We start from the raw sequence: 23,906 nt of genomic DNA, 5'->3' as shown, positions 1-23,906 counted from the left end.
AAAAAGGAACAGGATGCAGATTCGCTACGCCGGGCGGGAAGATGTCACCGCCATTACAGATATCTACAATACCGGTATCACCTCCGGCACCGGCACCTTCGATACTGCCCTTCGCCGCCACCGGGATATCGCCGCCTGGCTGCAGGCCGATGATTTGTATCCGGTGCTGGTGGCGGAGATGGCAGGCCGGGTTGTGGGCTTTGCCAGGTTATTCGAGTATCGTCCACGGGACTGCTATAAGGGCATTGCGGAATTTTCCATTTACCTGGCCGAAGACGCACAGGGGCAAGGCGTCGGCACTAAGCTACTGGGCGAGTTGCTGGTGGCCGCCAAAGCCTGGGGATTCCATAAGGTATTGTCGCGTATCTTTACCTTTAATGCCGCCAGCCGCGCCCTCTGCAAGAAGCTTGGATTTCGTGAAGTGGGAGTGTACGAGCGCCATGGCCAGCTCAACGGAAAATGGCTGGATGTGGTAATAGTGGAGTACCTGGTGCCCGGTATACGGGCACCAGAGAAAGTCTCTTTGCAATCTCAGACCTGAAAAGCCCTGACCTGCTGGTGCAACTGCTCCGCCAGCTTGGCCAGTTCGCTGCTGGCCTCGGCATTTTGCTGTGAGCTTTCCGTCACGCTGGCAATGCTGAGACTGAACTCGTTGACATTGGCGCTGATCTCATTGGCCACCGTGGTCTGCTCCTCGGTAGCGGTGGAGACCTGCACATTCATATCGGCAATTTCGGTGACAGCATCCAGAATATCCTGCAATACCCTGGAGGACTCCTGGGCGTGACCGACGCTGTCGCCGGCCCGTTCCTGAGCCTTACCCATACTGTCTACCGCCTGTTTGGCGGCCACCTGTAGTTTACTAATCATGTCGCTGATGGATTCGGTGGCTTTCTGGGTATTATGGGCCAGTTGCCGCACCTCATCGGCTACCACCGCAAATCCCCGCCCTGAATCCCCGGCCCTGGCCGCCTCAATGGCGGCATTCAGCGCCAGGAGGTTGGTCTGCTCGGCCACGCTCTGGATCAACTGCACCACCTGGTTAATTTCATTGGCCTGGCTATGCAGTTGCTGAATGACCCCGCTGGAGTCATTGACCACCTTAGATAACTCGTCGATAGACTGGATATTTTCCTGTACCTTGGACTGGCCCAGTTGCGCCTGTTGATCGGCGTTATTGGCCTTTTGCGAGGTGTTAAGGGCATTTTGCGCCACTTCCTGGATCGCTGCCGTCATTTCGGTCACCGCCGTGGCGATCTGGGTAGTCTGATGCTCCTGCTCCGTCGCCGTGCTGGCGACCTGAGTGCTGATGGAATGCATTTCTTCCGCGGCCGCCGACAATGTGGTGGAGGCCTGCGCGACATCCTTGACCAGCGCGTGGATACGCTCCAGCATCTGGTTAAAGCCACCGGCGGTTTCGGCAAACTCATCCCTGCCCACCGCCCTCACCCGCAAGGTCAGGTTCGCATCGGCGGCGATTCGGGTAATGGTATTTTTTAGGTCGGTCAGGGGATTCTGAATGGAGCGGTAAATAAACCACGCCACTCCCAGCATAATCAACAACAGCGCGACCATTTTGACGATCATCCAGCTCAATGTGCTGGTATAGCTTGCATCGGCCTGCTGCCGGAATTTGTCCGCCTCATCCAATTGTAATTCAATCAGTTCCTGATAGCTTGCGCTCAACGGATCGAATGCCAGGTAGAGTTCCCTGACAAAGGTTTCAGCCGGTTGACTCTTCAGGGTACCGGCGCTCAACAGGCCACGATATTGCTCAATTTTTTGCTTCACGGGCACCAGATTGGTTTCAGCCTGTTTAGCCAACTCCACTTCCCTATCCGTCAGTTTGGTCGCCTTGTAGGTTTTCCATTCCTCATCTGCCTTTTTCTCAGCCGCATCCATGCGCTGGCGGAGTTCACCCTCAGTGATGAGTCCGGCCCGGTATTTATGGAGGATATCGACTATCTCGACAGCGTAGTTGTCCGACACCACCTTAATCTGCTTCAGGGGCACCACCCTGTCGTCATACAGACTACCAATGCCCTGGTTCATATCGCCCAGGGTCGTCAGATAACTGGTGGCGGAAAGGATGTAAAACAAAATGGGCAGAACCACCAGAACAGTCAGGCGGATCTTCACTGAGTATTGGTTCAGCATGGTTGATTTTCTCTTGTCACAAAGAAATCGTTGGATTTATTCAGCATAGTACAAACCCGCTCAAAGAAACCTAATTATCAGCAACTTAGGTATTTTTTTACTGATCCGCGTCAATTTCAGATCAACTGAACAGTTTTTTACAATTGCCTCCTTTGCCTGCTCCGACCCTGCGGGTAACATCCGCAGCCTGATTAAAAAGACAAAGGACAGTCTCATGAAAAAACTGACGGTACTCGCTTCCATGCTGCTTTGCTCCACCCTGGCCTCGGCCCAGAGCTACCAGTCGTTCACTCAACTATACGTGCAGAAGATTGATTCAGATTATCAGGATACCGAGTTATGGTCTGTGGGCAGTCAATACTACTTCAGCCCCAAGCAAACCCTCGGTCCCCTTGCCGAATTCGATTACATCAACAGCAAAAGCAATGTCAAAGCTGGTTACGCGGACAATGATTATTACGATTCCTGGAACGTAGGCGGTGAGCTGTTTTATGGCAACCTTCTGCTCGGCGCCCAGTACTACAAGTCAGATTACGATCAGGGTAGCGCGGACACCAAGTCATTCTCTGTGGGTTATCTGCTCAGCCCCAACCTGCTGGTAAAACTGCAGGCCGTGGCACCTGAGCGCAGTGATACCCACTACAGTGTCACCGCCAGTTATACCCACCAGTTGCAGGGAAAAGACTATCTCGGCTTTACTGCAACCCTGGATGAGGATCTGGATGCACCTGGCTTCAGCAGCCGCTACTTTACCCACCTAGGCGACGAACGTTATCTGGGAGTAGGCTTCAGCTACCAAAAAATAGAGCTGTCAACCGCCGATCTCGAATACTCGGATGAAGATTATTGGTCAGCCACGCTGGATTACTATTTTAGCCAGACCAGCTCGGTCGGCGTCAGTTGCGGCGATGACAACAGCTTCAGTTTGGCCGGCAAGCACTACTTCACCGAAAACCTGGCCATGTCGGTCAATTACAGTGGTGCCACCGACGATTCAGATTACAAGACCTATGGTTTAAGTCTGATCGGTCAGTTCTGATCGCGGACAGCAAAACGGCCCTACCGGGCCGTTTTCATTTATATTGCTGGATTACTCAGCGTAACAGCAATAAGGGGATTTTCACCTTCTCCAGCATCTTCAGGGTAAAGCTGCCGAGCAGCATTTCCCGCAGGCGGCTGTGGCCGAAAGAGCCCATCACTATCATCTGTATGCCGTGCTGCTCCTGATAGCCGATCAGCTCCTCCTCCGGCGTGCCCTTCAGCTTCGCCACGCGTACATCCAGGCCTGCCTGTTCCAGCCGCTGCCTGGCCCTGCCCAGCAGCTCTTCGGTCGGCTGATCATCCTTGCCAACATGTACCACATGGCAGGTCATGCCTTTGTACAGGGGGCTGGTGACCAGCATATTCAGCGCCTTTTGCGCCGCTTCGCTGTCATCATAGGCCAGCATAATACGTTCGGGCCGCTCAAAGTTGCGGTTGACCACCAGCACCGGCTTGTGCAAGGCACGGATCACGGTTTCCAGTTGATTGCCCAGACCCTGCTGATTGTCGTGTGCTTCACCCCGGACGCCCAGCACCAGCACGCGGATATCCTCTTCCATATCCACCAGGGTTTCCGGCAGGCCGCCGTGACGCTGGCAGAGAATGGTATGCTGGACATCAAAGGCCGTGGCCCGCTTGCGGGCTTCCTCCAGCATCAGCTTGCCCTGCTCCAGCATAATCTTGCTGCGCCTGGACTCCACTTCAGTCAGTTCTTCGAGCAGGGTTTCGCGGGTGCCCAGGCCGATGCTGCCGGTTAAATCGGCGACCATGGGGGTTTCGAGCCGTTCCAGATTATGCAGCAGCTTGAGCGGCGCATCGACCCTGGCGGCGATCCAGCCTGCATAATCCGCCACCGCATGGCTGATGTTGGAACCGTCGATTCCGGCCAACACCACAGGGGTAGTTGATTCGGTCATTAATGTCCTCCCAGTACCTTCTCAATTTCTTCCGGTTTATCATGCACCCCGAAACGATCCACTATGGTTTCGCTGGCCTCGTTGAGACCAATCAGTTCCACTTCGGCTCCTTCGCGACGAAACTTGATAACCACTTTGTCCAGGGCCGCCACCGCCGATACATCCCAGAAGTGCGCCCGATGCAGGTCTATGACCACCTTATCAACCACCTCCTTGAAATCAAAGCCGGCGCTGAATTTATCCGCAGAGTTGAAAAATACCTGGCCGATGACCCGGTAAGTCCGGATAGTGCCCTGTTCATTCAGTTCTTTGTCGATGTACATAAAGTGGCTGACTTTGTTGGCAAAAAACACCGAGGCGAACAGCACCCCAACAAACACACCGTAGGCCAGATTGTGGGTCGCCACCGTCACCATCACGGTCGCCAGCATCCCTATATTGTAGGACAGAGGATGAGATCTGAGGTTGCGCACAGACTCCCAACTGAACGTACCAATGGACACCATAATCATCACCGCCACCAGCGCCGCCATGGGTATCAGCTTCAGCCAGTCCGACAGGAAAACCACCATGATCAGCAAAAATATCCCTGCTACCAGCGTCGACAGGCGTCCCCTTCCGCCGGATTTCACATTGATAATGGATTGGCCAATCATGGCACAGCCGGCCATACCGCCCAACAGACCTGCGCCGATGTTGGCAATCCCCTGCCCCTTGCACTCACGGTTTTTGTCGCTGTCCGTGTCTGTCAGATCGTCCACTATGGTGGCGGTCATCAGGGATTCCAGCAGACCGACTACGGCCAGCCCAGCCGAATAAGGGAAGATGATCGCCAGGGTTTCGAAGTTCAAGGGTACCTCGGGCCACAGGAATACCGGCAAAGTATCCGGTAGCTGGCCCATATCCCCCACAGTACGGATATCCAGGCCGAGGAACACGGCGACCAGGGTCAACCCCAGAATACAAACCAACGGCGAGGGAATCACCTTACCCACCACCGGCAGATAGGGAAACAGATAGATGATGCCCAGGCCGGCTGCGGTCATGGCATACACATGCCAGGTCACATTGGTCAGCTCGGGCAACTGGGCCATAAAAATCAGAATAGCCAGGGCGTTGACAAAACCTGTGACCACCGAGCGGGACACAAAGGACATCAGACTGCCCAGTTTCAGATAACCGGCCAGTATCTGCAGCCCCCCGGTCAACAGGGTCGCTGCCAGTAAATACTGCAGACCATGTTCCTTGACCAGCGTCACCATGACCAGGGCCATGGCGCCGGTGGCGGCCGAGATCATACCGGGACGCCCGCCGACTATTGCGATAATCACGGCAATACAGAATGAGGCATAGAGGCCGACTTTGGGGTCGACACCAGCGATAATGGAAAAGGCGATAGCTTCTGGGATCAGAGCCAGGGCAACCACCAGGCCGGCCAGCAGATCACCACGGATATTGCCCAGCCAATCCTGCTTGGTTGAGTGTAATAGCATAATAAATCTCTTCTTTTTAACTGAAAACACGACCAGGCGGCCGATTCTAAGGATAGTCCGGAGACAAAGTGCGGCTGGCATTTTTGCCCGCAGGGCAGAGTTTGCAGCCAAAGGAAAGGTCAGTTCTAGGGTGGCGTAAGCAGCACGAATCAGGCTTCTGTCAATCTTTGCAAGGTCGCGGATGATACGCAGATGACGCTGGAATAACAACCGGCAGCCGCCCGCAGACACATAAAAACACCAAGATACAGTTACTTAACGGGGCTGGAAGGCCATGGTGTTTTCCCCTTTCCCATGTTGCCCTGCACTGTCCCACCACTGACGACAGAACTTCCCGGGAGGCCAAACAGGTAGCTGCCTTTCAGCGAACTTCAGCCAGCCGGAGACCAGCATTTTCAGTGCTGCAGGCACAGCCCGGGGCAGTGCCTGCCGGTTTTTAATAACCTTACCAGTGAAAGATTGAACCAAGTGTTCAACCTGATGTTCAGTCACCTGTTTCAGTGAAAAGGCGAACAGCATGAAAGTAAGAGGCGCAAAGCATCAGGGAGTCGAATGGTGCGATTCCGGTACCTCATTGGTCGATATCGCCAGCCTGATGGCCGACAAAGATGTCGGCACCATCTCCAAGGGCGGACATGACAGGCAAATCGGGTTCACCATTAATCCGTCCGCCAGCCTCAAGCTGTATTGCATCGGCCTGCATGACATCCAAAGAGGTGAAAGATTACTGGCAGACCCTTCAAATCATCAGATTAGTCGCGTTCCAAACGCCGTCATGCTTGATAGACTTAGTCTTCAACATAAATACGCCAATTAATGCCAAAGTGAGCAGGGAGATATCATGCAACCAATCAAGACCCGCGCCGCCGTCGCCTGGGAAGCCGGCAAACCCTTGTCCATAGAAGAAGTGGACCTGATGCCGCCACAAAAAGGCGAAGTGTTGGTGCGCATCGTTGCCACCGGCGTTTGTCACACCGACGCCTTTACCCTCTCTGGAGAGGATCCGGAGGGCATTTTCCCGGCCATTCTCGGCCATGAAGGGGCAGGCGTGGTCGAAGCCGTCGGCGAAGGGGTGACCAGCGTGGCCGTAGGGGATCATGTGATCCCTCTCTATACGCCGGAATGCGGCCAGTGTAAGTTCTGCAAATCGGGCAAGACCAACCTGTGCCAGGCCATCCGCGCCACTCAGGGCAAGGGCCTTATGCCCGACGGCACTACCCGCTTCAGCAAGGATGGCCAGCCCATCTATCACTATATGGGCACCTCCACCTTTGCCGAACATACCGTAGTGCCTGAGATTGCCCTGGCCAAAATCCCCAAGGAAGCGCCATTGCAGAAGGTCTGTCTGCTCGGTTGTGGCGTCACCACCGGTATGGGCGCCGTGGTCAATGCAGCCAAGGTCAAAACCGGCGATACGGTAGCCGTGTTCGGTTTAGGCGGGATAGGCTTGTCGGTGATTATCGGTGCACGTATGGCCGGGGCTGGTCGCATCATCGCCATCGATATCAATGAAGACAAATTTGAGATAGCCAGACAACTGGGCGCCACCGACATGGTGAATCCCAAACAATATGACAAACCCATTCAGGAAGTCATAGTCGAAATGACAGACGGCGGAGTGGACTTTTCCTTCGAATGTATCGGCAATGTGAATGTGATGCGCTCAGCATTGGAATGCTGCCATAAAGGCTGGGGCGAATCGGTGATCATCGGCGTCGCCGGGGCCGGCCAGGAAATCTCCACTCGTCCTTTCCAACTGGTGACCGGCCGGGTATGGCGCGGTACCGCTTTTGGCGGCGTCAAGGGACGCAGTCAGTTACCCGACTATGTACAGCGCTATCTGGACGGCGAGTTCGAGTTGGACACTTTTATCACCCACACCATGCCGCTGGAAAACATCAATAAGGCGTTTGACCTGATGCACAACGGCGAGTCCATCCGCAGCGTGATCCATTACTGACAGACTGAGGAGGAAGGAGAAAAGGATGAGCCAACTTAGTGAGAAATCCGCGTTTAAATGTTTTGGTGGCTGGCAGAAGCGCTTCGAGCACGACTCCAGGGTTCTTAACTGCAAGATGCAGTTTTCTGTCTATTTGCCACCCCAGGCACAGCAGGATGAACCCTTACCGGTGCTTTACTGGCTGTCGGGGCTGACCTGCAACGATGAGAATTTTTCCACCAAGGCAGGGGCACAGAGAGTGGCCGCCGAGCTTGGCATCATGCTGGTGATCCCTGACACCAGCCCCAGAGGGGAAGAGGTAGCGGACGACGAAGCCTATGATTTGGGCAAAGGTGCCGGCTTTTATCTCAATGCCACCCAGTCTCCCTGGGATCGGCATTACCGGATGTACGACTACTTGATGGACGAGTTACCCGCCCTGTTGCAAGCCAGTTTCAAGCTGGGTAAAGCCGCCATTGCCGGTCACTCCATGGGCGGCCACGGCGCCCTGGTGCTGGCCCTGCGTAACCCACAGCGGTTCACTTCGGTGTCGGCCTTTGCGCCTATCGTCAACCCGGCGGATTGTCCCTGGGGGCAAAAAGCCTTCACGGCCTATCTGGGCGAGGATAAAGGCAGGTGGCAGCAATATGACGCCTGTTACCTGCTGAGCAAGTCAAACCCGAAAACCAGGCTGCCGATACTGATTGATCAGGGACTGGAAGACAATTTCCTCGCCAGCCAGAAGCTGACCCGTCCTCTTGAGCGGCTTTGTATCGAATGCGGTTACCCGGGCGAGTTTCGTTATCACCAGGGCTATGACCACAGCTATTACTTTATCGCCAGCTTTATTGAGGATCACCTGCGTTTCCACGCGGTCCATCTGAATCGGCTCAGATAGCCATTTGCCTGGAGGCAGGACGGTAATGACACCAATCGGGCCGCCGAATCAGAAAAGTCAGCCTGGGGGTTCGCTTCAGCCAGGCGTTAACCCCTAGGCAGGCCAGGATAGCCACTGGCGTTCCCACCAACAGGATCATCACCGGATAGTCGGCAAAACCCAGTTTGGTGGCCACCACCCGTACCCCGGCGGCGGGAATAAAGTGCATCAGGTAGATGGGCAGACTGCGTTCCCCGACGTATTGCAACAAACGACCCGGAGCAGTGCGGTCCAGTTTGCAGACCAGACACATGATGGCGGCACTGCTGAGTATCGCCATGGGGTAGTAGAGCAGCGGATTGGCAACCGCAAAGAAGCGGTAGGCAAGAAACGCCAGACCCAGGTAGCCAACAGTGAAGCACAGGATATCGCTCCAGGTTCCACTGCGCACTGCCCTGCGGATCATGGTTGAACCATAACAGCCACAGAGAAAGAAGGGATAAAACCGGATTGTGCCGGTAAACACATAAGGCAGAGCGTCAGACTGGCCAAATCCGACCACAAAAGCCAGCAACAGCGCACCTGCCAGTTGCAGCCAGAAAGGAACGGAGCGGGTCAGCCGGGCAACTGAAAAGGCCAGCAACAGGGCGTACAGAAACCACAGGGTATAGGAGGGCTCCCACAGAAAACGCCCCAACTGAGCCAGTTCGACCTGGTTATTGGTAAAGTTCCCAAGCAGATAACGACTGACCACACTGATGCTATTCCACAGTAGAAAGAAATAGGCGAAATACAGCACCTTTTTATCAACGAAGGCGGCCAGGTCGGATGTCAGCGCCTGACGGGCAAAAAAGCCGGCCACCAGAAAAAACAGCGGCATACGAATGGGAGTGGTCAGCAGATAGATTTCCATCAGACCTTCGGGAAATCCAGGGCCGGCATTGATGCCCATCAACACATGATGCAATACCACGAGGCTGATGGTCAGCCCCTTGACCCCATCTATCCAGTTTTCCCTTGCCTGTGTCATGCTCCCTCCCTGGGTTGTTGCCATCTGACGACAGCCTAAACAGGCTCACCTGACTGACGGCCCTGTTTTAGCGCCTTGCAGGGTCGTTCAAGTCAGTTCTTGTCTGTCAGAAAACCCTAGGCAAGGAACGTGCCTGACTTTAGGAAGGCTCTTTAAAACTCAGGATAAGAGAATCTCAGTCATTCCCTAAAAATTTACCACCTGGCTTGTCCCTGAAGACTGATGTTGATGGCGGTACTCGGTGGGCGTCTGCTCGAAGTGCCGTTTGAATACGGCGTACATGTACTGCAAGGACGGATAGCCGCACACACTGGCAATATCGGCCGGACTGACCTGGGTGTCGAGCAGCATCTTGCAAGCCCGGCCCAGCTTCTGGTTATGCAATTCAGTATGGATGGAATGTCCCCGTTCGGCGCGAAAACGCTGTTCCAGATTGGAACGGGAAATACCCACATAATCGGTCACCTGTTCCACCTTGATGCCACGGGTAGCGTGCTGGCGGATATAATGCATCGCCTGTATGACATGGGGATCCTTGAGCGCCTTGAAGTCGGTGGACTGACGGGCCGCCACCCCGGCTGGCGGGATCAGTATCTGCTTGTTACCCGATCTGCTGTCACTCAGTTGTCTGTGCAGCAGCTTGGCGGCCTGGTAGCCCATCTCGAAGCATCCCTGGGTCACAGAGCTTAAACTGATACGGCTGAGGAAACGGGCGATGTCATCGTCATCGATGCCTATGATCGCCACATTATCCGGCACCACCAGGCCAATATGGTCACAGGCCTGCAACAGATGCCTGGCCCGCGAGTCGGTCACGGCAATGATGCCTATGGGTTTGGGTAACGACTGGATCCAGTCAGTCAGCCGGTTCATGGCATAGTGCCAGGTTTCAGGCCGGGTACAGTGGCCCTGGTAAATCTGGCAGTCGTAACCGTCCTGCGCTACCAGTTCCAGGATGGCCTTTTCCCGCTCCCGGGCCCAGCGGTGATGCTCATCAAAAGGCAGACTGTAAAAAGCGAAACGCTCCAGGCCCTTTTGTTTCAGATGCTCATAGGCGGCCCGCACCAGAGCGAGGTTGTCGGTGGCCACATAGGGCACCGCAGGATAGTCTGCCGGATTGGCATAGGAGCCTCCCACACCGACCACTGGCTTCTCACTGTCCTGCAACGCCTGCTGAATGTCCACATCGTCAAAGTCAGCAATGATGCCGTGGCCGCTCCAGTCTCGGATCTGCTCAAGACGACAGAGAAAGTCCTCTTCCAGGTACAGATCCCAGTCCACTTTGGATGACTGCAGGTAATGACCGATGCCTTCGATCACCTGACGGTCGTATACCTTGTTGGCATTGAATAACAGCGTGATGCTATGTTTGGCCTTAAACATATAGCGATTACCTTTTTTGGTTTTAACCAAATATTAACAACCCTTTGCTATCATAGCTTCCAGAGCATTTCAGAAAAGACCTGAACCATAATTCGACAGAGGATTATGAAATATCGTAATTGCTGCCGAGGCTCCCGTGACCAAGGATTGCAGGATATTTTCAAGCGTGAAAGGTAAGCGTTGATGTATCTTGGAATCGATCTGGGCACGTCGGGAGTAAAGGTTATCCTGCTGGGGCAGGACGGTCATGTGAAGGATCAGGCCAATGCGCCCCTGGTTGTTTCCCGTCCTCATCCACTCTGGTCTGAACAGGACCCACTGCATTGGTGGCAGGCCCTGCAACTATGCCTGGATGAACTGGCCTCACGTCAGTCCCTGGGCGCGGTTAGGGCTATTGGCCTGTCCGGACAAATGCACGGCGCTACCCTGCTGGACAAGCAACAGCGTATTATCCGTCCGGCCATCCTGTGGAACGACGGCCGCTGTGCCGCCCAGTGCCGGCAACTGGAAGACGCCGTGCCGGCTGCCCGGCGCATTACCGGAAACCTGGCCATGCCGGGTTTTACCGCCCCCAAACTGCTCTGGCTGAAGCAATTTGAGCCCGACAATTTTGCACAGATTGCCAAGGTGCTGCTGCCCAAAGACTACCTGCGCTTTTGTCTGAGCGGCGACTTTGCCTCGGATATGTCCGACTCGGCCGGCACCCTGTGGCTGGATGTGGGCAAACGGGACTGGAGTGACGAGATGCTGAACGCCTGTGGTCTGGGCACAGAACAGATGCCGGCCCTGTTTGAGGGCAACCAGATCACAGGCACCCTGTTGCCGGAACTGGCCAGTCGCTGGGGCATGAACCCAGTGCCGCTGGTGGCCGGCGGCGGTGACAATGCTGCCGGTGCGGTGGGGGTGGGTCTGGTCAGACCCGGCCAGGCCATGTTGTCTCTGGGCACTTCGGGCGTGTACTTTGCAGTCAGCGACGGCTTTCTGGCCAATCCTGAATCGGCCGTGCACAGTTTCTGTCACGCCCTGCCCCACACCTGGCACCTGATGTCGGTGACGCTCAGTGCGGCCAGTTGTCTGCAATGGCTGGCGGATTCGGTCTGCAGGGCTCCGGTGGCCGAGTTACTCGATGCGCTGCAGAAAAGCCCGCCTGAACCGGCCACCGCCCCCCTGTTCCTGCCTTATCTTTCAGGGGAACGTACGCCCCATAACCGGCCGGAAGCCAAAGGTGTCTGGTTTGGCCTGGATCATGACAGCAATCAGCAGAGTCTGACCTACTCGGTGCTGGAAGGGGTGGGTTTCGCCCTGGCACAGGGCGCCGAGGTCCTACATGCCAGCGGGCTGGTGCCGGATGAGATCAGCCTGATTGGCGGCGGCAGCCGCAGCGCCTACTGGCGTCAACTGCTGGCCGACATCCTTAACCGACCACTGACTTACAGGCGCGGCGGCGAAGTCGGGCCTGCCCTGGGGGCCGCTCGACTGGCCCAACTGGCGGTACAACCCGAAACCGCCCTGGAGGACATCTGCCCTGCACCGGAGCTGGTTCAGGTGCATCAGCCGGATCCCCTCCGTCACCCAATGCTGCAGGAACGGTTTGCCCGCTTCAAAGGCCTCTACCAGAGCCTGTCAGCGCATTTTTAATGTAACTTCCCGGCGGGCAAAAAGCACAAGTTGCAGCCGAAAAAACATAATTGTCCGCCCCCCTGGCAAAGGCCAAGATGACGGCACGACTTTAAACCGGAGAGCACCCATGGCTCAGTATTTCGACCAGATAGACAAGATTCCCTTCGAGGGTCCAAAGAGCCAGAATGCCCTGGCTTTTAAACATTACAACGCCGAGGAAGTGATTCTGGGTAAGTCCATGGCAGAGCATCTGCGTATGGCCGCCTGTTACTGGCACAACTTCTGCTGGAACGGCCAGGATGTGTTTGGCGCCGGCACCTTCAACCGCCCCTGGCTGGAAGCCGGTGAGCCCATGGAAAAGGCCCGGCAGAAGGCTGACGTGGCCTTTGAGTTCTTCAGCAAGCTGACCATCCCCTATTACTGTTTCCATGATATTGACGTGGCACCCGAGGGAGACAGTATTAAGGACTACATCAACAACTTTGCTGCCATGGTGGATGTACTGGAGCAGAAACAGGAAGAAACCGGCGTCAAGCTGTTGTGGGGCACGGCCAACCTGTTCAGCCATCCCCGTTACGCAGCCGGCGGCGCCACCAACCCCAATCCGGAAGTATTCAGCTACGGCGCTACCCAGGTATTCCATGCCCTGAATGCCACCAAGCGCCTGGGCGGTGAGAATTATGTACTGTGGGGTGGCCGAGAAGGCTACGAGACCCTGTTAAACACCGATCTGCGCCAGGAACGGGAACAGTTGGGTCGCTTTATGCAGATGGTGGTGGAACACAAGCACAAGATTGGTTTCAAGGGCACCCTGCTGATCGAGCCCAAGCCACAGGAACCCACCAAGCACCAGTACGATTACGACTCGGCTACGGTATATGGCTTCCTTAAGCAGTTTGGCCTCGAAGATGAGTTCCGCATGAACATCGAGGCCAACCACGCCACCCTGGCCGGCCACTCGTTCCACCATGAAATCGCCACTGCCATTTCCCTGGGCATTTTCGGCAGTATCGACGCCAACCGCGGCGATGCACAGAACGGCTGGGACACGGACCAATTCCCCAATTCAGTGGAAGAGCTGAGCCTGGTCATGTACGAGATCCTCAAATCCGGCGGATTCTCCACCGGCGGCTTCAACTTTGACGCCAAGCTCCGTCGCCAAAGCTCAGACCGCTACGATCTGTTCCATGGCCATATCGGTGGCATGGACCATCTGGCTATGGCGCTCAAGCGCGCTGCCGCGATGCTGGAAAATGACTTCCTCGGCAATGCTAAAGCCAAGCGCTACGCGGGCTGGAATGGCGATTTGGGCAAGGCCATTCAGGGCGGCCAGCACAGTCTGGAATCCCTCGCCTCCCTCGTCAATGACAAGGGTCTGTCGCCCCGGCATGTAAGTGGCCGGCAGGAGCTGCTGGAGAATCTGGTAAACCAGGCAATATATGGCTGACGCTTTCTGGTGATGTGTGTGTCTTTTGCCCGGCTTGCCGGGCTTTTTTATGCTCGAATTTGGGGTTTGTGTCTGGCTGGGGTATAGTCGATAAAGACAAGCATTAACAACTTATTAACCGATGCGGCAAGAAGATCTATACAAACTGGAAGTGGTGGGACAAGTGTTGTTTGTCCGCCTGACCGGGGTCTGGTCGGCCTCCACCGTCAGAAAAGTGTTTGCCGAAGTGCAGGTCAAGGTCGCCCCCATTCAGGATAAACCCTGGGCCGCCTATGTGGATATGCGCAACTGGATTATGCCCACCCTGGAAGCTCAGCAGGGCTTTGCTCAAATCTACGAATGGTGCGCAGCCAACAATCAGACCCATGAGGCCACCGTCTGCAAATTCGACATGCAAAAACGCATCGTTGGGGAAGTCTCCAGCTATGATACCCAGACCCAGCTCTATACCCAGAATCCCCGGGCCGCCATCGACTGGCTGAATGAAAAAGGCTTCGCCTGCCAACTGCCCTCCCCGAGGAAATCGTCTCAGACTTCCTGAATTATCAGCTCAGGCAGGCCGGGATTCCCTAGGCCGTGTTTATCTTTCATATTGGTCTTTGTTAAGAGCCCCCCTCAATCAATGCGCGAGTAATGCCTTTTAGTCATCTAAACAAGTTGGGAGCAACGCAGAGTGAGGTTTTTTAGCCTCAACCCTTCAGGCTGGGGTCATTTTTACTCATGTCATCTCTGATACTCGCCGATAAGCGGTGAACCAAGCTGTTCTCATGGGTTCCATTCCCATTGGTCAGTCGCTTATTTAGGTTCACTAAACTGCACTCCTTCTTCCTTGCTGGGCAAAAAAATGGCCTCCAGCAAAGCGTCAATATAAAGATAAACACGCCCTAAGCCAGAGCTTTTACTTTATCCCATATTCACCTGATCAAATCTCTGTGTGGGGTCGTCAATGACAAGACTTAGGGTTAGTCTGTCTTCAACACTACCCTGGCAGATACGGGCCTTTTAAGCATCACGGGTTTTAACAAAGGAGCAGCCATGAGCACAAACAAACACCTGCACTGGGGCATTGTCGGTGCCGGACGCATTGCCCATACGTTTGCCAGTGACATGCGCCATGTCGACAACAGTCAAGTGTATGCAGTGGCCTCGAGAAACCTGGAGGATGCCAGGGAGTTTGCCCGGCAATATCAGATTCCTGTACCCCTGGAAGGTTACCAGCAGTTGTTTGATCACCCGCAGGTGGATGCCGTCTATATCGCGACCCCCCATAATCTGCATTACGGACAGGTCCGGGAGGCGCTTTTGGCCGGTAAGCACGTATTGTGTGAAAAGCCGATTACCGTATCGGCAGAGCAGTGTGAAGACTTGATTGCCCTGGCCAAAGCCCAGGGCCTGTTCCTGATGGAAGCCATGTGGACCTGGTTTTTGCCGGCTATCCGCAAAGCCAGACAATGGGTGGATGAAGGTCGTATTGGTCGCATCCTGCACATCAAAGCCGATTTTGGTTATCCGCAGCCCTATGACGTCAATGCCCGCACCTATAATCCACAGTTGGCCGGCGGCTGCCTGCTGGATATGGGGATCTATCCATTAGCCCTGAACTTGTTATTTAAACCAGCACCCTACCAAAGCCTATCGGTCGATTATCACCAGGCCCCCAATGGTGTGGAAGATGATGTCAATTGGACACTGCGATACCCGGACAGTGTGTCGAGCCTGGGTACCTCCTTTCGCTGCCGCTTGCCCAACTGGGCCTTTATTATTGGCGACAACGGCTATATCGCCATTCCGGATTTCTTCCGTGCCAGTCAGGCCAGCCTCTATGTACTGGACCAGCGGGTGGAGCACTTTGAGGATAACCGCCTGGGCAGTGGCTTTGAGTTTGAGATCCAGGCGGCCACTGAGGCTATCCGCGAAGGACGACTGGAAGCCCCTGGCATGCCCTTATCCGCCAGTCTGGAATGTCAGAGACAACTACAAGCCATTCTGGCGCGGATACCCGGGGTGCCGCCAAAATAGCCGGCGTGTGGCTGGAACAAATTTTGTGGTCCGCCCCCCACTCTGCCCATTCCCTTTCTTTAGCAAGTGAGTATGATTTGCCTGTCTGCCAATGCGCTCAAAACAGACGGCAGCACAAAGGACAGCTTGTATTCCACGTTAAGCAGGAGCCAGGATTGCATGAACACCCCACTCGCTTGTCTTTCATTGATTGCCTTATTAAGCCCAGTATCTGTTCTCGCCCAGGTATCCTGGCTTGATTGTGAAGAACGGGCCCAGAACCTGACCTTCTCGGCACTGACCTATCATCAGCTGGGCTATCCGGCCAATCTCAGCGCTGACCTGCTCGGATTGGTCAGGGAAGGGACAGATGCTCAATTGGTGCGATTGGCCTTCGACCGACTGGAACAGGGACTGGACGAGGCCGCTGTAACTCAGGCCCTGCATCAACATTGCCAGAGCCTGCCCGCAGCAGAGTTGGATAAAGAGCAAAGCTTTTTTGCTGAGGACGGCAATACCCAGGTACAGCTGATGGCCTGTTCCACCTTGCTGGGGGCTGTGTTTGACCAATACAGCCTGCCTGAACAGGAACTTGTATTGAATATGGGGGTACAGAGCGACTCCCTGGCCGCTCAACTGATCGCCGATACCCTGGCCAAACGCAGCCAGGGCCAGTCCGCCAAACAGGCGGTCGGTGAGGTATTTGAGCAATGCTCGGACTTCTCAGAGCAACAAAAGCGCCAGCTCGCGGCAGAGCTGTCGATGGAGTAACCAAAGCTAAGGCTTAAGCTGACTGAGGATGCCGCATTTGCTGACCTGGTTATTGTCACAACAGTTGGCCAGCGCCGTCAGGCTGGCCTCCAGCTTACTGAGTTCCTCCCGGGTTTGCTGTACCCGCTGCAGCTGGCGTTTAATGATATTTTCCACTTCGTCACAGGAGTCTGTGGGCTGACGCTGCACTTGCAACAAACGCCCGACTTCCTCCAACGGGATCTGCAGATCCCGGCAGCGGCGGATAAACACCAGGCAGTCCACATCCTGTTGACTATACAGCCGGTAGCCGTTTTGCGCCCGCTCGGCGGGCTCAAGCAGACCGATTTGCTCATAGTAGCGGATGGTTTTGGCCGGGATGCCGCTGGCGGTGGCGAGTTGATTGATTTTCATCTTGACCTTCCAGTTGCTGGAACCTTTATTCTATGGCCTGTGTGAGTGCTTTAACATCAAAAGGTTCATCTATGGCAGGCTGTTGCGCCCCCAAAGCCAGTGACAGGCAACAACGTCAGTTGCTCTGGACAGTGCTTATCCTGAACGCTGTCATGTTTGTGGTGGAGTTTTGTGCCGGCTGGCTGGCCCAGTCCAGCGGCCTGCTGGCCGACTCACTGGATATGCTGGCCGATGCCCTGGTCTACGGGGTCAGCCTGTATGCGGTGGGCAAGTCCCTGCAACATAAAGCCAGGGCCGCCATGCTCAACGGCACCCTGCAACTGACACTGGGTACTCTGGTGCTGGTGGATGTGATACAAAATATCCTGACCGGCGCCAGCCCCAATGCCGACATAATGTTCAGCATCGCCTTTGTGGCCCTGCTGGTCAACGTGCTATGTTTTGCCCTGCTTTACCAGCACCGCCAGGGCGATATTAACCTGCGCGCCAGTTGGATCTGTTCGCGCAATGATATGCTGGCCAACGGCGGCGTCATATTGTCTGCCTTCCTGGTCACCTGGCTGGGCGCCGCCTGGCCGGACTGGCTGATAGGGACTGTGATTGCGCTGATCATCATGACCTCGGCGGTGCGTATTATCCGTGCCGCCAAGGCGACGACAAACGAATCTGACAAGGTCCCCGACTCCTGCTGCGGATAAATCACTAAGGGATGAACATTAAACCACTGATCTATGTCTTGCTGCTGATGACCATGCACAGCTTCTTTGCCTGTGCCGGTGCGCCGTTTTCCGCTGCCGATGCCGAGCATGATGGCTATTCGCACCTGCAGCATCTGGAAGGGCATGGACAGCATCAGTCGGGTACATCGGACGGCGACCCTGAACATCAACTCCATGTGCACTTAAGTTGTCACACCGGTTATGGCAGCGAGCTTTGCCCGATCTTCGCGCCGGCCTGCAGGCCGGCTCCTGTTTTCTTCAGCTACCTGAATCTCTACTACCAGCCGCCGGTGCCGCCGCCGGATACTTCGCTGACCTGATTGATGATGGCGGGCCTCTGGCCCAACCCAACCGTTCAACAACAGCGAAGAATTCTTTATGCAACGGATATTTTCACGTGCCGGGCGACCCCGCCTGGCTCTGCTGACTATGGTCTGGCTGCTGCTACCTGGTAAGGTACTGGCAGATACCTCCTTAAGCCTCAGACAGGCCTTACAAAACACCCTGCAGCACCACCCGACACTGCAGACCTACCCCTATGAAGTGCGGGCACTGGAGGCCGAACGCCTGCAGGCGGATCTGCGTCCCAACTCCACCCTCAGTGCCGAGATTGAGAATGTACTGGGCACAGGCGACAGCCGGGGCCTGACCTCGGCCCAACTGACCCTGTCTTTTGGCCAGTTGATTGAGCTGGGCGACAAACGTCAGCAACGCCTGACCCTGGCTCAGCAACGGCTGCGCGAAGCTGCCGTTGGCTATGAGGCGGATCGGCTGCAGGTACTGGTGGACACCGCCGCTAAGTTCTATCAGGTGCTGAAATGGCAGCAGTTGCTGGACTGGAATCAGCAACGGCTGGTGCAGTCCCGTGAACTGCTGGAGACTATCCGCAAACGGGCAGATGCCGGCGCCGTCTCGGCTGCCGACGTCTCGCGTATGGCCTACCAGTTGGCCCGGATGCAACTGGCTCATACCCGGCTGCAGGGAGAGTTCGACGCGGCCCGTTTTCAACTGGGCCAGATGTGGCTGAGCCCGGCGGATTTTTCGCAGGTGGAGGGCGATACCACGCAACTGCCAACTCTTCCAGATGAGACCACCTGGCAGCAGGCGGTAAACCGCGCCCCTGACTTTTTACTGCTGGAACAGCAGGTCCGCTCGCAACAGGCCCAACTGGCCCTGGAGCAGGCCAGAGGAGTGGCGGATATGACGGTCAGCGCCGGACTTCGCCACAACGCCGGTAGCGACGACAGTGCTCTGGTACTGGGCTTTTCCATGCCGCTGCATTTGCAGGATCCCAACCGGGGCAATATTGCCGCGGCCCGCGCCAGAATGGATGGCCTGACGCAGCAACAGGCATTGCTGCGCCAGTCCCTGCGCAGCCAGGTAGCCGCCCTATACGCCCAGATGCAAACCACCGCAAGGCTGACCGAACAACTGCAACAGACTCTGCTGCCAGGCGCCGAACAGTTGCTTACGGACAGCCGGCAAAGCTATCAGAACGGGCAGATTTCCGTACTGCAACTGCTCGATGCTCAGCAGGCCCTGTTCGAGGCCAGACGTCAGTTACTGGAAACCCGTATCAGCCAGTTGCAACTCCTTCTGGCCATGCAGGGCCTCACAGGTCAGTCCCTGCTTGGCAGCGCAGACAATGAATAAGAGACAATCAGCATGACAAACCTAATCCGAAACGCTTTTACCAGCCTGTGGCTGGCCCTGATGCTGCTGCCGGCATTGCCGGCTCTGGCTTCCGGTGACCATGGGCACGGCGACGAACACGAAGAACAAACCCCGGTCGGCCCCCATGGCGGCAAGCTGCTCAGCCAGGGTGAACTGACCCTGGAAATCACCTTCTATGAAATCGGCGTGGCGCCCCAGATGCGCGTCTACGCCTATCAGGATGAGGCTCCGCTGCCCCCCGATTCGGTCGGACTGGCGGTTGTCCTCAACCGGCTGGGCGGTGAGCCTCAGACCCTGGATTTTCACGCCGAGCAGGACTATCAGGTCAGCAACCAGAGTGTGGGGGAACCCCATTCCTTCGACGTAACAGTGACGGCCAACTGGCAGGATCAGCGCTACCAGTGGGACTATGAGCAGTATGAGGGACGCACTCGCTTATCCGACCGGGCGATCCGCGCCACACAACTGCAAACCGAATCTGCCGGGCCGGGCCAACTGGAATTCAAGCAAACCCTGTTTGGCGTCATTGCCCCCACCACAGACCGGCGATTTGTGCTGATGTCCCCCTACCAGGGCGTGGTGGAGCAGGTGATGGTCAGCGTCGGCGATCAGGTCCGTAAAGGCCAGCCCCTGGTGCGTGTGCGCAATAGCCAGACCCTGCAGCGCTTCACCATCGACAGTCCGGCCAGCGGTCAGGTGACCGAGCAATGGGTCAATGCCGGCGAACTGGCCGGCACCCAGGGCCTGCTGGAGATCACTGACCTGTCCAGGGTCTGGGTGGAGTTGTCAGCCTTTCCGGAAAACATCGAACAGATGGCCGTGGGCCAGGTGGCCCGGGTGTATGACCTGCACCACCATTTGGAAGCCGAGGCAGAGGTATTTTACCTGGCGCCCATGATGACGGGCGGACATATCGCCAGGGCCAGGCTGGCCATCGATAACCCCCAGGGACACTGGCGCCCCGGCATGCATGTGAAGGCCGATATTATCACCGGCAATAAAGCCGTGGCCCTGCGGGTCAGCCGCCAGGCCATCCAGCAGTTGTTCGATAAACCCGTGGTATTTGCCCGTTACGGCAATGTCTTCGAGGCCCGTCCCCTTGAACTGGGCCAGGCGGACGGGGACTGGGTGGAAGTGCTGAACGGCCTGCAGCCCGGTACCGAGTATGTCACCACCAACAGCTATGTGCTCAAGGCCGATGTACTCAAAGCCGGCGCCAGCCATGCACACTGAGGTCAGCCATGATTGATAGCACTGTCTCTTTTGCCATAAAAAGGCGCTGGCTGATCCTGGCCCTAACGGGCCTTATCGCCGCCCTGGGGGTGTATAACCTGCTGCGCCTGCCCATTGATGCAGTACCGGATATCACCAATATCCAGGTGCAGATCAATACCAGCGCCCAGGGCTATACGCCACTGGAGGTGGAGCAGCGCATTACCTACCCCATCGAAAATGCCATGGCCGGTCTGCCTAAGCTCGACTATACCCGCTCCCTGTCCCGGTATGGCCTGTCGCAGGTGACGGTAACCTTCAAGGAAGACACCGACATCTACTGGGCCCGTCAGCAGATAGGCGAACGCCTGCAGGCCATCCGCGGCGAATTGCCCAATGACATCGAGCCGACCCTGGGGCCCATTGCCTCAGGCCTGGGTGAGATATTCACCTATATCATCCATGCCATACCGGATGTCCGTAAAGCCGACGGCCAACCCTATAACGCCGAGGATCTGCGCACCCTGCAGGACTGGGTGGTCAGGCCGCAACTGCTCAAGGTGCCCGGGGTTACGGAGATCAACAGCGTCGGCGGCTTTGAACGGGAATATCAGGTTGCCCCCATTCCCGGCAAGCTGCTGGCCTATAAGCTCAGTATCACCGACCTGGTGCAGGCTCTTGAGCGCAATAATCTTAACCGCGGCGCCGGCTACATCGAGCGTAACGGTGAGCAGTATCTGGTACGTACGCCGGGTCAGTTGCACACTCTGGAGGACATCCGCCAGTTGGTGGTGACCAAGCGCGACGATGCGCCGGTGCGCATCAAGGATGTGGCCGAGGTCTATTTCGGTGAGGAACTGCGCACCGGGGCAGCCACCTACGAAGGAGAAGAAGCGGTGATGGGCACCGCCATGATGCTGCTGGGTGAGAACAGCCGCATTGTTGCAAAGCAGGTGGCCGATAAACTGGTGCAAATTCAGCAGAGCCTGCCCGCCGGGATCCGGGTGGAAGCGGTGTATGACCGTACCAGCCTGGTGGACAAGACCATCGAAACGGTAAAGAAAAACCTGTTCGAGGGCGCCGTGCTGGTTATCCTGGTGCTGTTTCTGCTGCTTGGCAATGTCACTGCGGCCCTTATTACCGCGCTGGTGATCCCGCTCAGTATGCTGTTTGCGGTGACCGGCATGGCCGCCAACCGGGTGTCGGGCAACCTGATGAGCCTGGGGGCCATCGATTTTGGCATTATCGTGGATGGGGCGGTGATCGTGGTGGAAAACGCCCTGCGCCGCCTGGGCATGGCACAGCACAGGGCCGGGCGACTGCTGAGCTTGCAGGAGCGCCTGCATGAGGTGTACCTGGGCACCAAGGAAGTCTTCAACCCTGCGGTGTTCGGGGTGCTCATCATCATGCTGGTGTATCTGCCCATCTTTGCCCTGTCCGGGGTGGAGGGAAAAATGTTCCATCCCATGGCCTTCACCGTGGTAGCGGCCCTGCTGGGCGCCCTGTTGTTTGCCCTCACCTTTGTTCCGGCGGCCCTGGCCATCTTTGTGCGCGGCAAAGTGGTGGAGCAGGAAAACCGCCTGATGCGGGCGGCCAGACGACTCTATCAACCGCTGCTTAGCTTCTCCCTCAAACAATCGGCGCTGCTGGTGCTGCTGGCCCTGGCACTGCTGGTGGGGGTGGGCTGGCACGCCAGTAAGATGGGGGCCGAATTTTTGCCGCAACTGGACGAAGGGGATATCGCCATGCATGCCCTGAGGATTCCGGGCACCGGCCTGGCCCAGTCGGTGGCCATGCAGCGGCAACTGGAACAGGTGGTCAGTAATATCGAGGAAGTCGAGCGGGTATTTTCCAAAATCGGCACCCCGGATGTAGCCAACGACCCCATGCCGCCCAACGTGGCCGATACCTTTATTATGCTCAAACCCCGTGCACAGTGGCCGGACCCACAGTTGTCCAAGGCCGCGCTCATCGACAAAATCCGGCAGCAGGTGGAGGATGTGCCGGGCAATAACTATGAGTTCACCCAGCCCATCGAAATGCGCTTTAACGAGCTGATTGCCGGGGTCCGGGCCGATGTGGCCCTGCGCATTTACGGCGACGACCTGGACAGGCTCAAAACCTACGGGGAAAAAGCCACCGCGCTGCTGGCCGGCATTGAGGGTGCCACCGATGTTCGCCTGGAGCAGTTATCCGGCCTGCCGACCCTGGTGGTGGAGCCTCAGCGCGACCACATGGCGCTGCTGGGGCTGAGCATCGCCGATATCCAGCAGGCGGTGAGCGTAGCGGTCGGCGGCGTGCAGGCCGGGCTTATCTATGCGGGCGATAAGCGCTTTAAGCTTGTGGTGAGGATGGACAAGCGCTGGTCAAACAATACCGACAGCCTGGCCCAGGTGCCGGTGGCGGTACCCCAATCAGCCAATCCGGAGCTGGCCTATGTGCCATTGGGTGAGGTGGCGGATATCCGCATCGTCGAGGGGCCCAACCAAATCAACCGTGAAAGCGGTAAGCGCAATGTGGTGGTGACCGCCAATGTGCCAGAGCGGGATTTGGCCGGCTTTATCCAGCAAACCCAAAGGGTGATGAACGCCCAGCTCGGCCTGCCCCCAGGCTACTGGCTGGATTACGGCGGCACCTTTGAGCAACTGCAGTCGGCCAGCCGCCGCCTCTCTTTGGTGGTGCCCCTGACCCTGCTGCTGATCCTGGGCCTGCTGTTCAGCGCCTTTGGCTCGCTGCGGGATGCGCTGATAGTGTTTAGCGGCGTGCCGCTGGCGCTGACCGGCGGGGTGCTGGCATTGAGCCTGCGCGATATGCCCTTTTCCATCTCCGCTGCGGTGGGCTTTATCGCCCTGTCCGGGGTGGCGGTGCTCAACGGTGTCGTCATGCTGTCCTTTATCCGCCAGCTACGGGACGAGGGACATCCCCTGCTGGAGGCCATCCGACAGGGCGCCAGCCAGCGGCTCAGGCCGGTACTGATGACCGCCCTGGTGGCGAGCCTGGGCTTTGTGCCCATGGCCTTTAACCTGGGCACCGGCGCCGAAGTGCAGCGCCCCCTGGCCACCGTGGTGATAGGCGGGATCCTCTCCTCCACCCTGCTGACCCTGCTGGTCCTGCCGGCCTTGTACAAGCTGGTGTATCGACGGCAGTTAAACGAAACGCCGGATTTTCGTTAACGGATCGGGGCGAAGGATCGCCCCTGTTTCCTAGCCTTGGGTTTATCGCCTTCCCCAATAAA

Annotated in this window: 21 protein-coding genes; 15 read left to right on the top strand and 6 right to left on the bottom strand. The window is 56.7% G+C overall.

The features are described from left to right. Positions 1-13 precede the first annotated feature (13 nt). Positions 14-541 carry an arsinothricin resistance N-acetyltransferase ArsN1 family A gene (locus J0A66_RS13590; protein WP_206574376.1) on the top strand — a complete coding sequence of 176 codons (528 nt, stop codon included), beginning with the start codon at positions 14-16 and terminating at the stop codon, positions 539-541. Here J0A66_RS13590 and J0A66_RS13585 read toward each other — a convergent pair. Next, positions 532-2,157: a methyl-accepting chemotaxis protein gene (locus tag J0A66_RS13585; RefSeq protein WP_206574375.1), complete on the bottom strand. Its 1,626-nt coding sequence runs from the start codon at positions 2,155-2,157 to the stop codon at positions 532-534. The two genes, J0A66_RS13590 and J0A66_RS13585, sit on opposite strands and share 10 nt — an antisense overlap. Before the next feature lie 214 nt (positions 2,158-2,371). On the opposite strand from J0A66_RS13585, the gene J0A66_RS13580 reads away from it, so the two are divergent. Then, complete coding sequence (locus tag J0A66_RS13580; protein ID WP_206574374.1) at positions 2,372-3,196, top strand: putative porin; 825 nt, start codon at positions 2,372-2,374, stop codon at positions 3,194-3,196. Positions 3,197-3,251: 55 nt separating this feature from the next. On the opposite strand, the gene J0A66_RS13575 is transcribed toward J0A66_RS13580, so the two are convergent. Further along, positions 3,252-4,115: a universal stress protein gene (locus J0A66_RS13575; protein WP_206574373.1), complete on the bottom strand. Its 864-nt coding sequence runs from the start codon at positions 4,113-4,115 to the stop codon at positions 3,252-3,254. Further along, positions 4,115-5,608, bottom strand: coding sequence for a SulP family inorganic anion transporter (locus tag J0A66_RS13570; RefSeq protein WP_206574372.1), 1,494 nt, complete (start codon positions 5,606-5,608; stop codon positions 4,115-4,117). The genes J0A66_RS13575 and J0A66_RS13570 overlap by 1 nt, the downstream gene beginning before the upstream one ends. Before the next feature lie 517 nt (positions 5,609-6,125). Between J0A66_RS13570 and J0A66_RS13565 the strand changes: the two genes are divergently transcribed. The 3 genes from J0A66_RS13565 to fghA are packed head-to-tail and all read left to right on the top strand — an operon-like array spanning position 6,126 to position 8,445. Continuing rightward, positions 6,126-6,425, top strand: coding sequence for a CBS domain-containing protein (locus J0A66_RS13565; protein ID WP_206574371.1), 300 nt, complete (start codon positions 6,126-6,128; stop codon positions 6,423-6,425). A 24-nt stretch (positions 6,426-6,449) separates the two neighbouring features. Then, positions 6,450-7,568 (top strand): S-(hydroxymethyl)glutathione dehydrogenase/class III alcohol dehydrogenase, encoded by a 1,119-nt coding sequence (locus J0A66_RS13560; protein ID WP_241264194.1) that lies wholly within the window; start codon positions 6,450-6,452, stop codon positions 7,566-7,568. A gap of 25 nt (positions 7,569-7,593) precedes the next feature. Further along, on the top strand, positions 7,594-8,445 hold the full coding sequence (fghA, locus tag J0A66_RS13555) for an S-formylglutathione hydrolase (RefSeq protein WP_206574370.1): 852 nt from the start codon (positions 7,594-7,596) through the stop codon (positions 8,443-8,445). Here fghA and J0A66_RS13550 read toward each other — a convergent pair. Both J0A66_RS13550 and J0A66_RS13545 read right to left on the bottom strand, forming a co-directional pair. Then, the gene (locus J0A66_RS13550) at positions 8,438-9,454 is read right to left on the bottom strand and encodes an acyltransferase family protein (RefSeq protein WP_206574369.1); all 1,017 of its coding nucleotides are present in this window, start codon (positions 9,452-9,454) and stop codon (positions 8,438-8,440) included. The genes fghA and J0A66_RS13550 overlap by 8 nt on opposite strands. 186 nt (positions 9,455-9,640) lie before the next feature. Next, positions 9,641-10,837, bottom strand: a complete 1,197-nt coding sequence (locus J0A66_RS13545; RefSeq protein WP_206574368.1) for a XylR family transcriptional regulator — start codon at positions 10,835-10,837, stop codon at positions 9,641-9,643. Between the two features lie 183 nt (positions 10,838-11,020). Here J0A66_RS13545 and xylB point away from each other — a divergent pair, with 183 nt between their 5' ends. The 5 genes from xylB (at position 11,021) to J0A66_RS13520 (ending at position 16,673) form a co-directional block, all read left to right on the top strand. Then, complete coding sequence (gene xylB, locus J0A66_RS13540) at positions 11,021-12,475, top strand: xylulokinase (RefSeq protein WP_206574367.1); 1,455 nt, start codon at positions 11,021-11,023, stop codon at positions 12,473-12,475. Between the two features lie 109 nt (positions 12,476-12,584). Then, positions 12,585-13,904 carry a xylose isomerase gene (gene xylA / locus J0A66_RS13535; RefSeq protein ID WP_206574366.1) on the top strand — a complete coding sequence of 440 codons (1,320 nt, stop codon included), beginning with the start codon at positions 12,585-12,587 and terminating at the stop codon, positions 13,902-13,904. A 121-nt stretch (positions 13,905-14,025) separates the two neighbouring features. After that, positions 14,026-14,445, top strand: a complete 420-nt coding sequence (locus J0A66_RS13530; protein ID WP_206574365.1) for a hypothetical protein — start codon at positions 14,026-14,028, stop codon at positions 14,443-14,445. A 494-nt stretch (positions 14,446-14,939) separates the two neighbouring features. Beyond that, a complete protein-coding gene (locus J0A66_RS13525) occupies positions 14,940-15,923 on the top strand; it encodes a Gfo/Idh/MocA family protein (protein WP_206574364.1) in 984 nt (327 codons plus the stop codon). Positions 15,924-16,082: 159 nt separating this feature from the next. Beyond that, on the top strand, positions 16,083-16,673 hold the full coding sequence (locus J0A66_RS13520) for a hypothetical protein (RefSeq protein WP_206574363.1): 591 nt from the start codon (positions 16,083-16,085) through the stop codon (positions 16,671-16,673). A 6-nt stretch (positions 16,674-16,679) separates the two neighbouring features. On the opposite strand, the gene J0A66_RS13515 is transcribed toward J0A66_RS13520, so the two are convergent. Then, entirely contained in the window at positions 16,680-17,066 is a 387-nt protein-coding gene (locus J0A66_RS13515) for a MerR family transcriptional regulator (protein ID WP_206574362.1), read from the bottom strand. Positions 17,067-17,137: 71 nt separating this feature from the next. Here J0A66_RS13515 and J0A66_RS13510 point away from each other — a divergent pair, with 71 nt between their 5' ends. Genes J0A66_RS13510 through J0A66_RS13490 form a run of 5 tightly spaced genes read left to right on the top strand, consistent with a single transcriptional unit; the run spans position 17,138 to position 23,844 of the window. Beyond that, positions 17,138-17,764, top strand: coding sequence for a cation diffusion facilitator family transporter (locus tag J0A66_RS13510; RefSeq protein WP_206574361.1), 627 nt, complete (start codon positions 17,138-17,140; stop codon positions 17,762-17,764). Between the two features lie 11 nt (positions 17,765-17,775). Continuing rightward, complete coding sequence (locus J0A66_RS13505) at positions 17,776-18,105, top strand: hypothetical protein (RefSeq protein ID WP_206574360.1); 330 nt, start codon at positions 17,776-17,778, stop codon at positions 18,103-18,105. Between the two features lie 58 nt (positions 18,106-18,163). Next, complete coding sequence (locus J0A66_RS13500) at positions 18,164-19,438, top strand: TolC family protein (protein ID WP_206574359.1); 1,275 nt, start codon at positions 18,164-18,166, stop codon at positions 19,436-19,438. 12 nt (positions 19,439-19,450) lie between these two features. Next, on the top strand, positions 19,451-20,692 hold the full coding sequence (locus J0A66_RS13495) for an efflux RND transporter periplasmic adaptor subunit (protein WP_206574358.1): 1,242 nt from the start codon (positions 19,451-19,453) through the stop codon (positions 20,690-20,692). An 8-nt stretch (positions 20,693-20,700) separates the two neighbouring features. Then, complete coding sequence (locus tag J0A66_RS13490; RefSeq protein ID WP_206574357.1) at positions 20,701-23,844, top strand: efflux RND transporter permease subunit; 3,144 nt, start codon at positions 20,701-20,703, stop codon at positions 23,842-23,844. Positions 23,845-23,906 lie beyond the last annotated feature (62 nt).

The sequence above is a fragment of the Bowmanella dokdonensis genome, assembly GCF_017254865.1.
GTDB lineage: Bacteria > Pseudomonadota > Gammaproteobacteria > Enterobacterales > Alteromonadaceae > Bowmanella > Bowmanella dokdonensis.
This window is presented reverse-complemented; position numbering and strand designations above follow the sequence as displayed.

Excerpts from the sequence above, each read along its gene's own strand:
- J0A66_RS13545 (WP_206574368.1), bottom strand. The coding sequence starts at position 10,837 with ATGTTTAAGGCCAAACATAGCATCACGCTGTTATTCAATGCCAACAAG.
- J0A66_RS13560 (WP_241264194.1), top strand. The coding sequence starts at position 6,450 with ATGCAACCAATCAAGACCCGCGCCGCCGTCGCCTGGGAAGCCGGCAAA.
- J0A66_RS13565 (WP_206574371.1), top strand. The coding sequence starts at position 6,126 with ATGAAAGTAAGAGGCGCAAAGCATCAGGGAGTCGAATGGTGCGATTCC.
- J0A66_RS13580 (WP_206574374.1), top strand. The coding sequence starts at position 2,372 with ATGAAAAAACTGACGGTACTCGCTTCCATGCTGCTTTGCTCCACCCTG.
- J0A66_RS13585 (WP_206574375.1), bottom strand. The coding sequence starts at position 2,157 with ATGCTGAACCAATACTCAGTGAAGATCCGCCTGACTGTTCTGGTGGTT.
- J0A66_RS13500 (WP_206574359.1), top strand. The coding sequence starts at position 18,164 with ATGCAACGGATATTTTCACGTGCCGGGCGACCCCGCCTGGCTCTGCTG.
- J0A66_RS13575 (WP_206574373.1), bottom strand. The coding sequence starts at position 4,115 with ATGACCGAATCAACTACCCCTGTGGTGTTGGCCGGAATCGACGGTTCC.
- J0A66_RS13495 (WP_206574358.1), top strand. The coding sequence starts at position 19,451 with ATGACAAACCTAATCCGAAACGCTTTTACCAGCCTGTGGCTGGCCCTG.
- xylB (WP_206574367.1), top strand. The coding sequence starts at position 11,021 with ATGTATCTTGGAATCGATCTGGGCACGTCGGGAGTAAAGGTTATCCTG.
- J0A66_RS13520 (WP_206574363.1), top strand. The coding sequence starts at position 16,083 with ATGAACACCCCACTCGCTTGTCTTTCATTGATTGCCTTATTAAGCCCA.
- J0A66_RS13530 (WP_206574365.1), top strand. The coding sequence starts at position 14,026 with ATGCGGCAAGAAGATCTATACAAACTGGAAGTGGTGGGACAAGTGTTG.
- J0A66_RS13570 (WP_206574372.1), bottom strand. The coding sequence starts at position 5,608 with ATGCTATTACACTCAACCAAGCAGGATTGGCTGGGCAATATCCGTGGT.
- fghA (WP_206574370.1), top strand. The coding sequence starts at position 7,594 with ATGAGCCAACTTAGTGAGAAATCCGCGTTTAAATGTTTTGGTGGCTGG.
- J0A66_RS13510 (WP_206574361.1), top strand. The coding sequence starts at position 17,138 with ATGGCAGGCTGTTGCGCCCCCAAAGCCAGTGACAGGCAACAACGTCAG.
- J0A66_RS13515 (WP_206574362.1), bottom strand. The coding sequence starts at position 17,066 with ATGAAAATCAATCAACTCGCCACCGCCAGCGGCATCCCGGCCAAAACC.
- xylA (WP_206574366.1), top strand. The coding sequence starts at position 12,585 with ATGGCTCAGTATTTCGACCAGATAGACAAGATTCCCTTCGAGGGTCCA.
- J0A66_RS13550 (WP_206574369.1), bottom strand. The coding sequence starts at position 9,454 with ATGACACAGGCAAGGGAAAACTGGATAGATGGGGTCAAGGGGCTGACC.
- J0A66_RS13490 (WP_206574357.1), top strand. The coding sequence starts at position 20,701 with ATGATTGATAGCACTGTCTCTTTTGCCATAAAAAGGCGCTGGCTGATC.
- J0A66_RS13525 (WP_206574364.1), top strand. The coding sequence starts at position 14,940 with ATGAGCACAAACAAACACCTGCACTGGGGCATTGTCGGTGCCGGACGC.
- J0A66_RS13505 (WP_206574360.1), top strand. The coding sequence starts at position 17,776 with ATGAACATTAAACCACTGATCTATGTCTTGCTGCTGATGACCATGCAC.
- J0A66_RS13590 (WP_206574376.1), top strand. The coding sequence starts at position 14 with ATGCAGATTCGCTACGCCGGGCGGGAAGATGTCACCGCCATTACAGAT.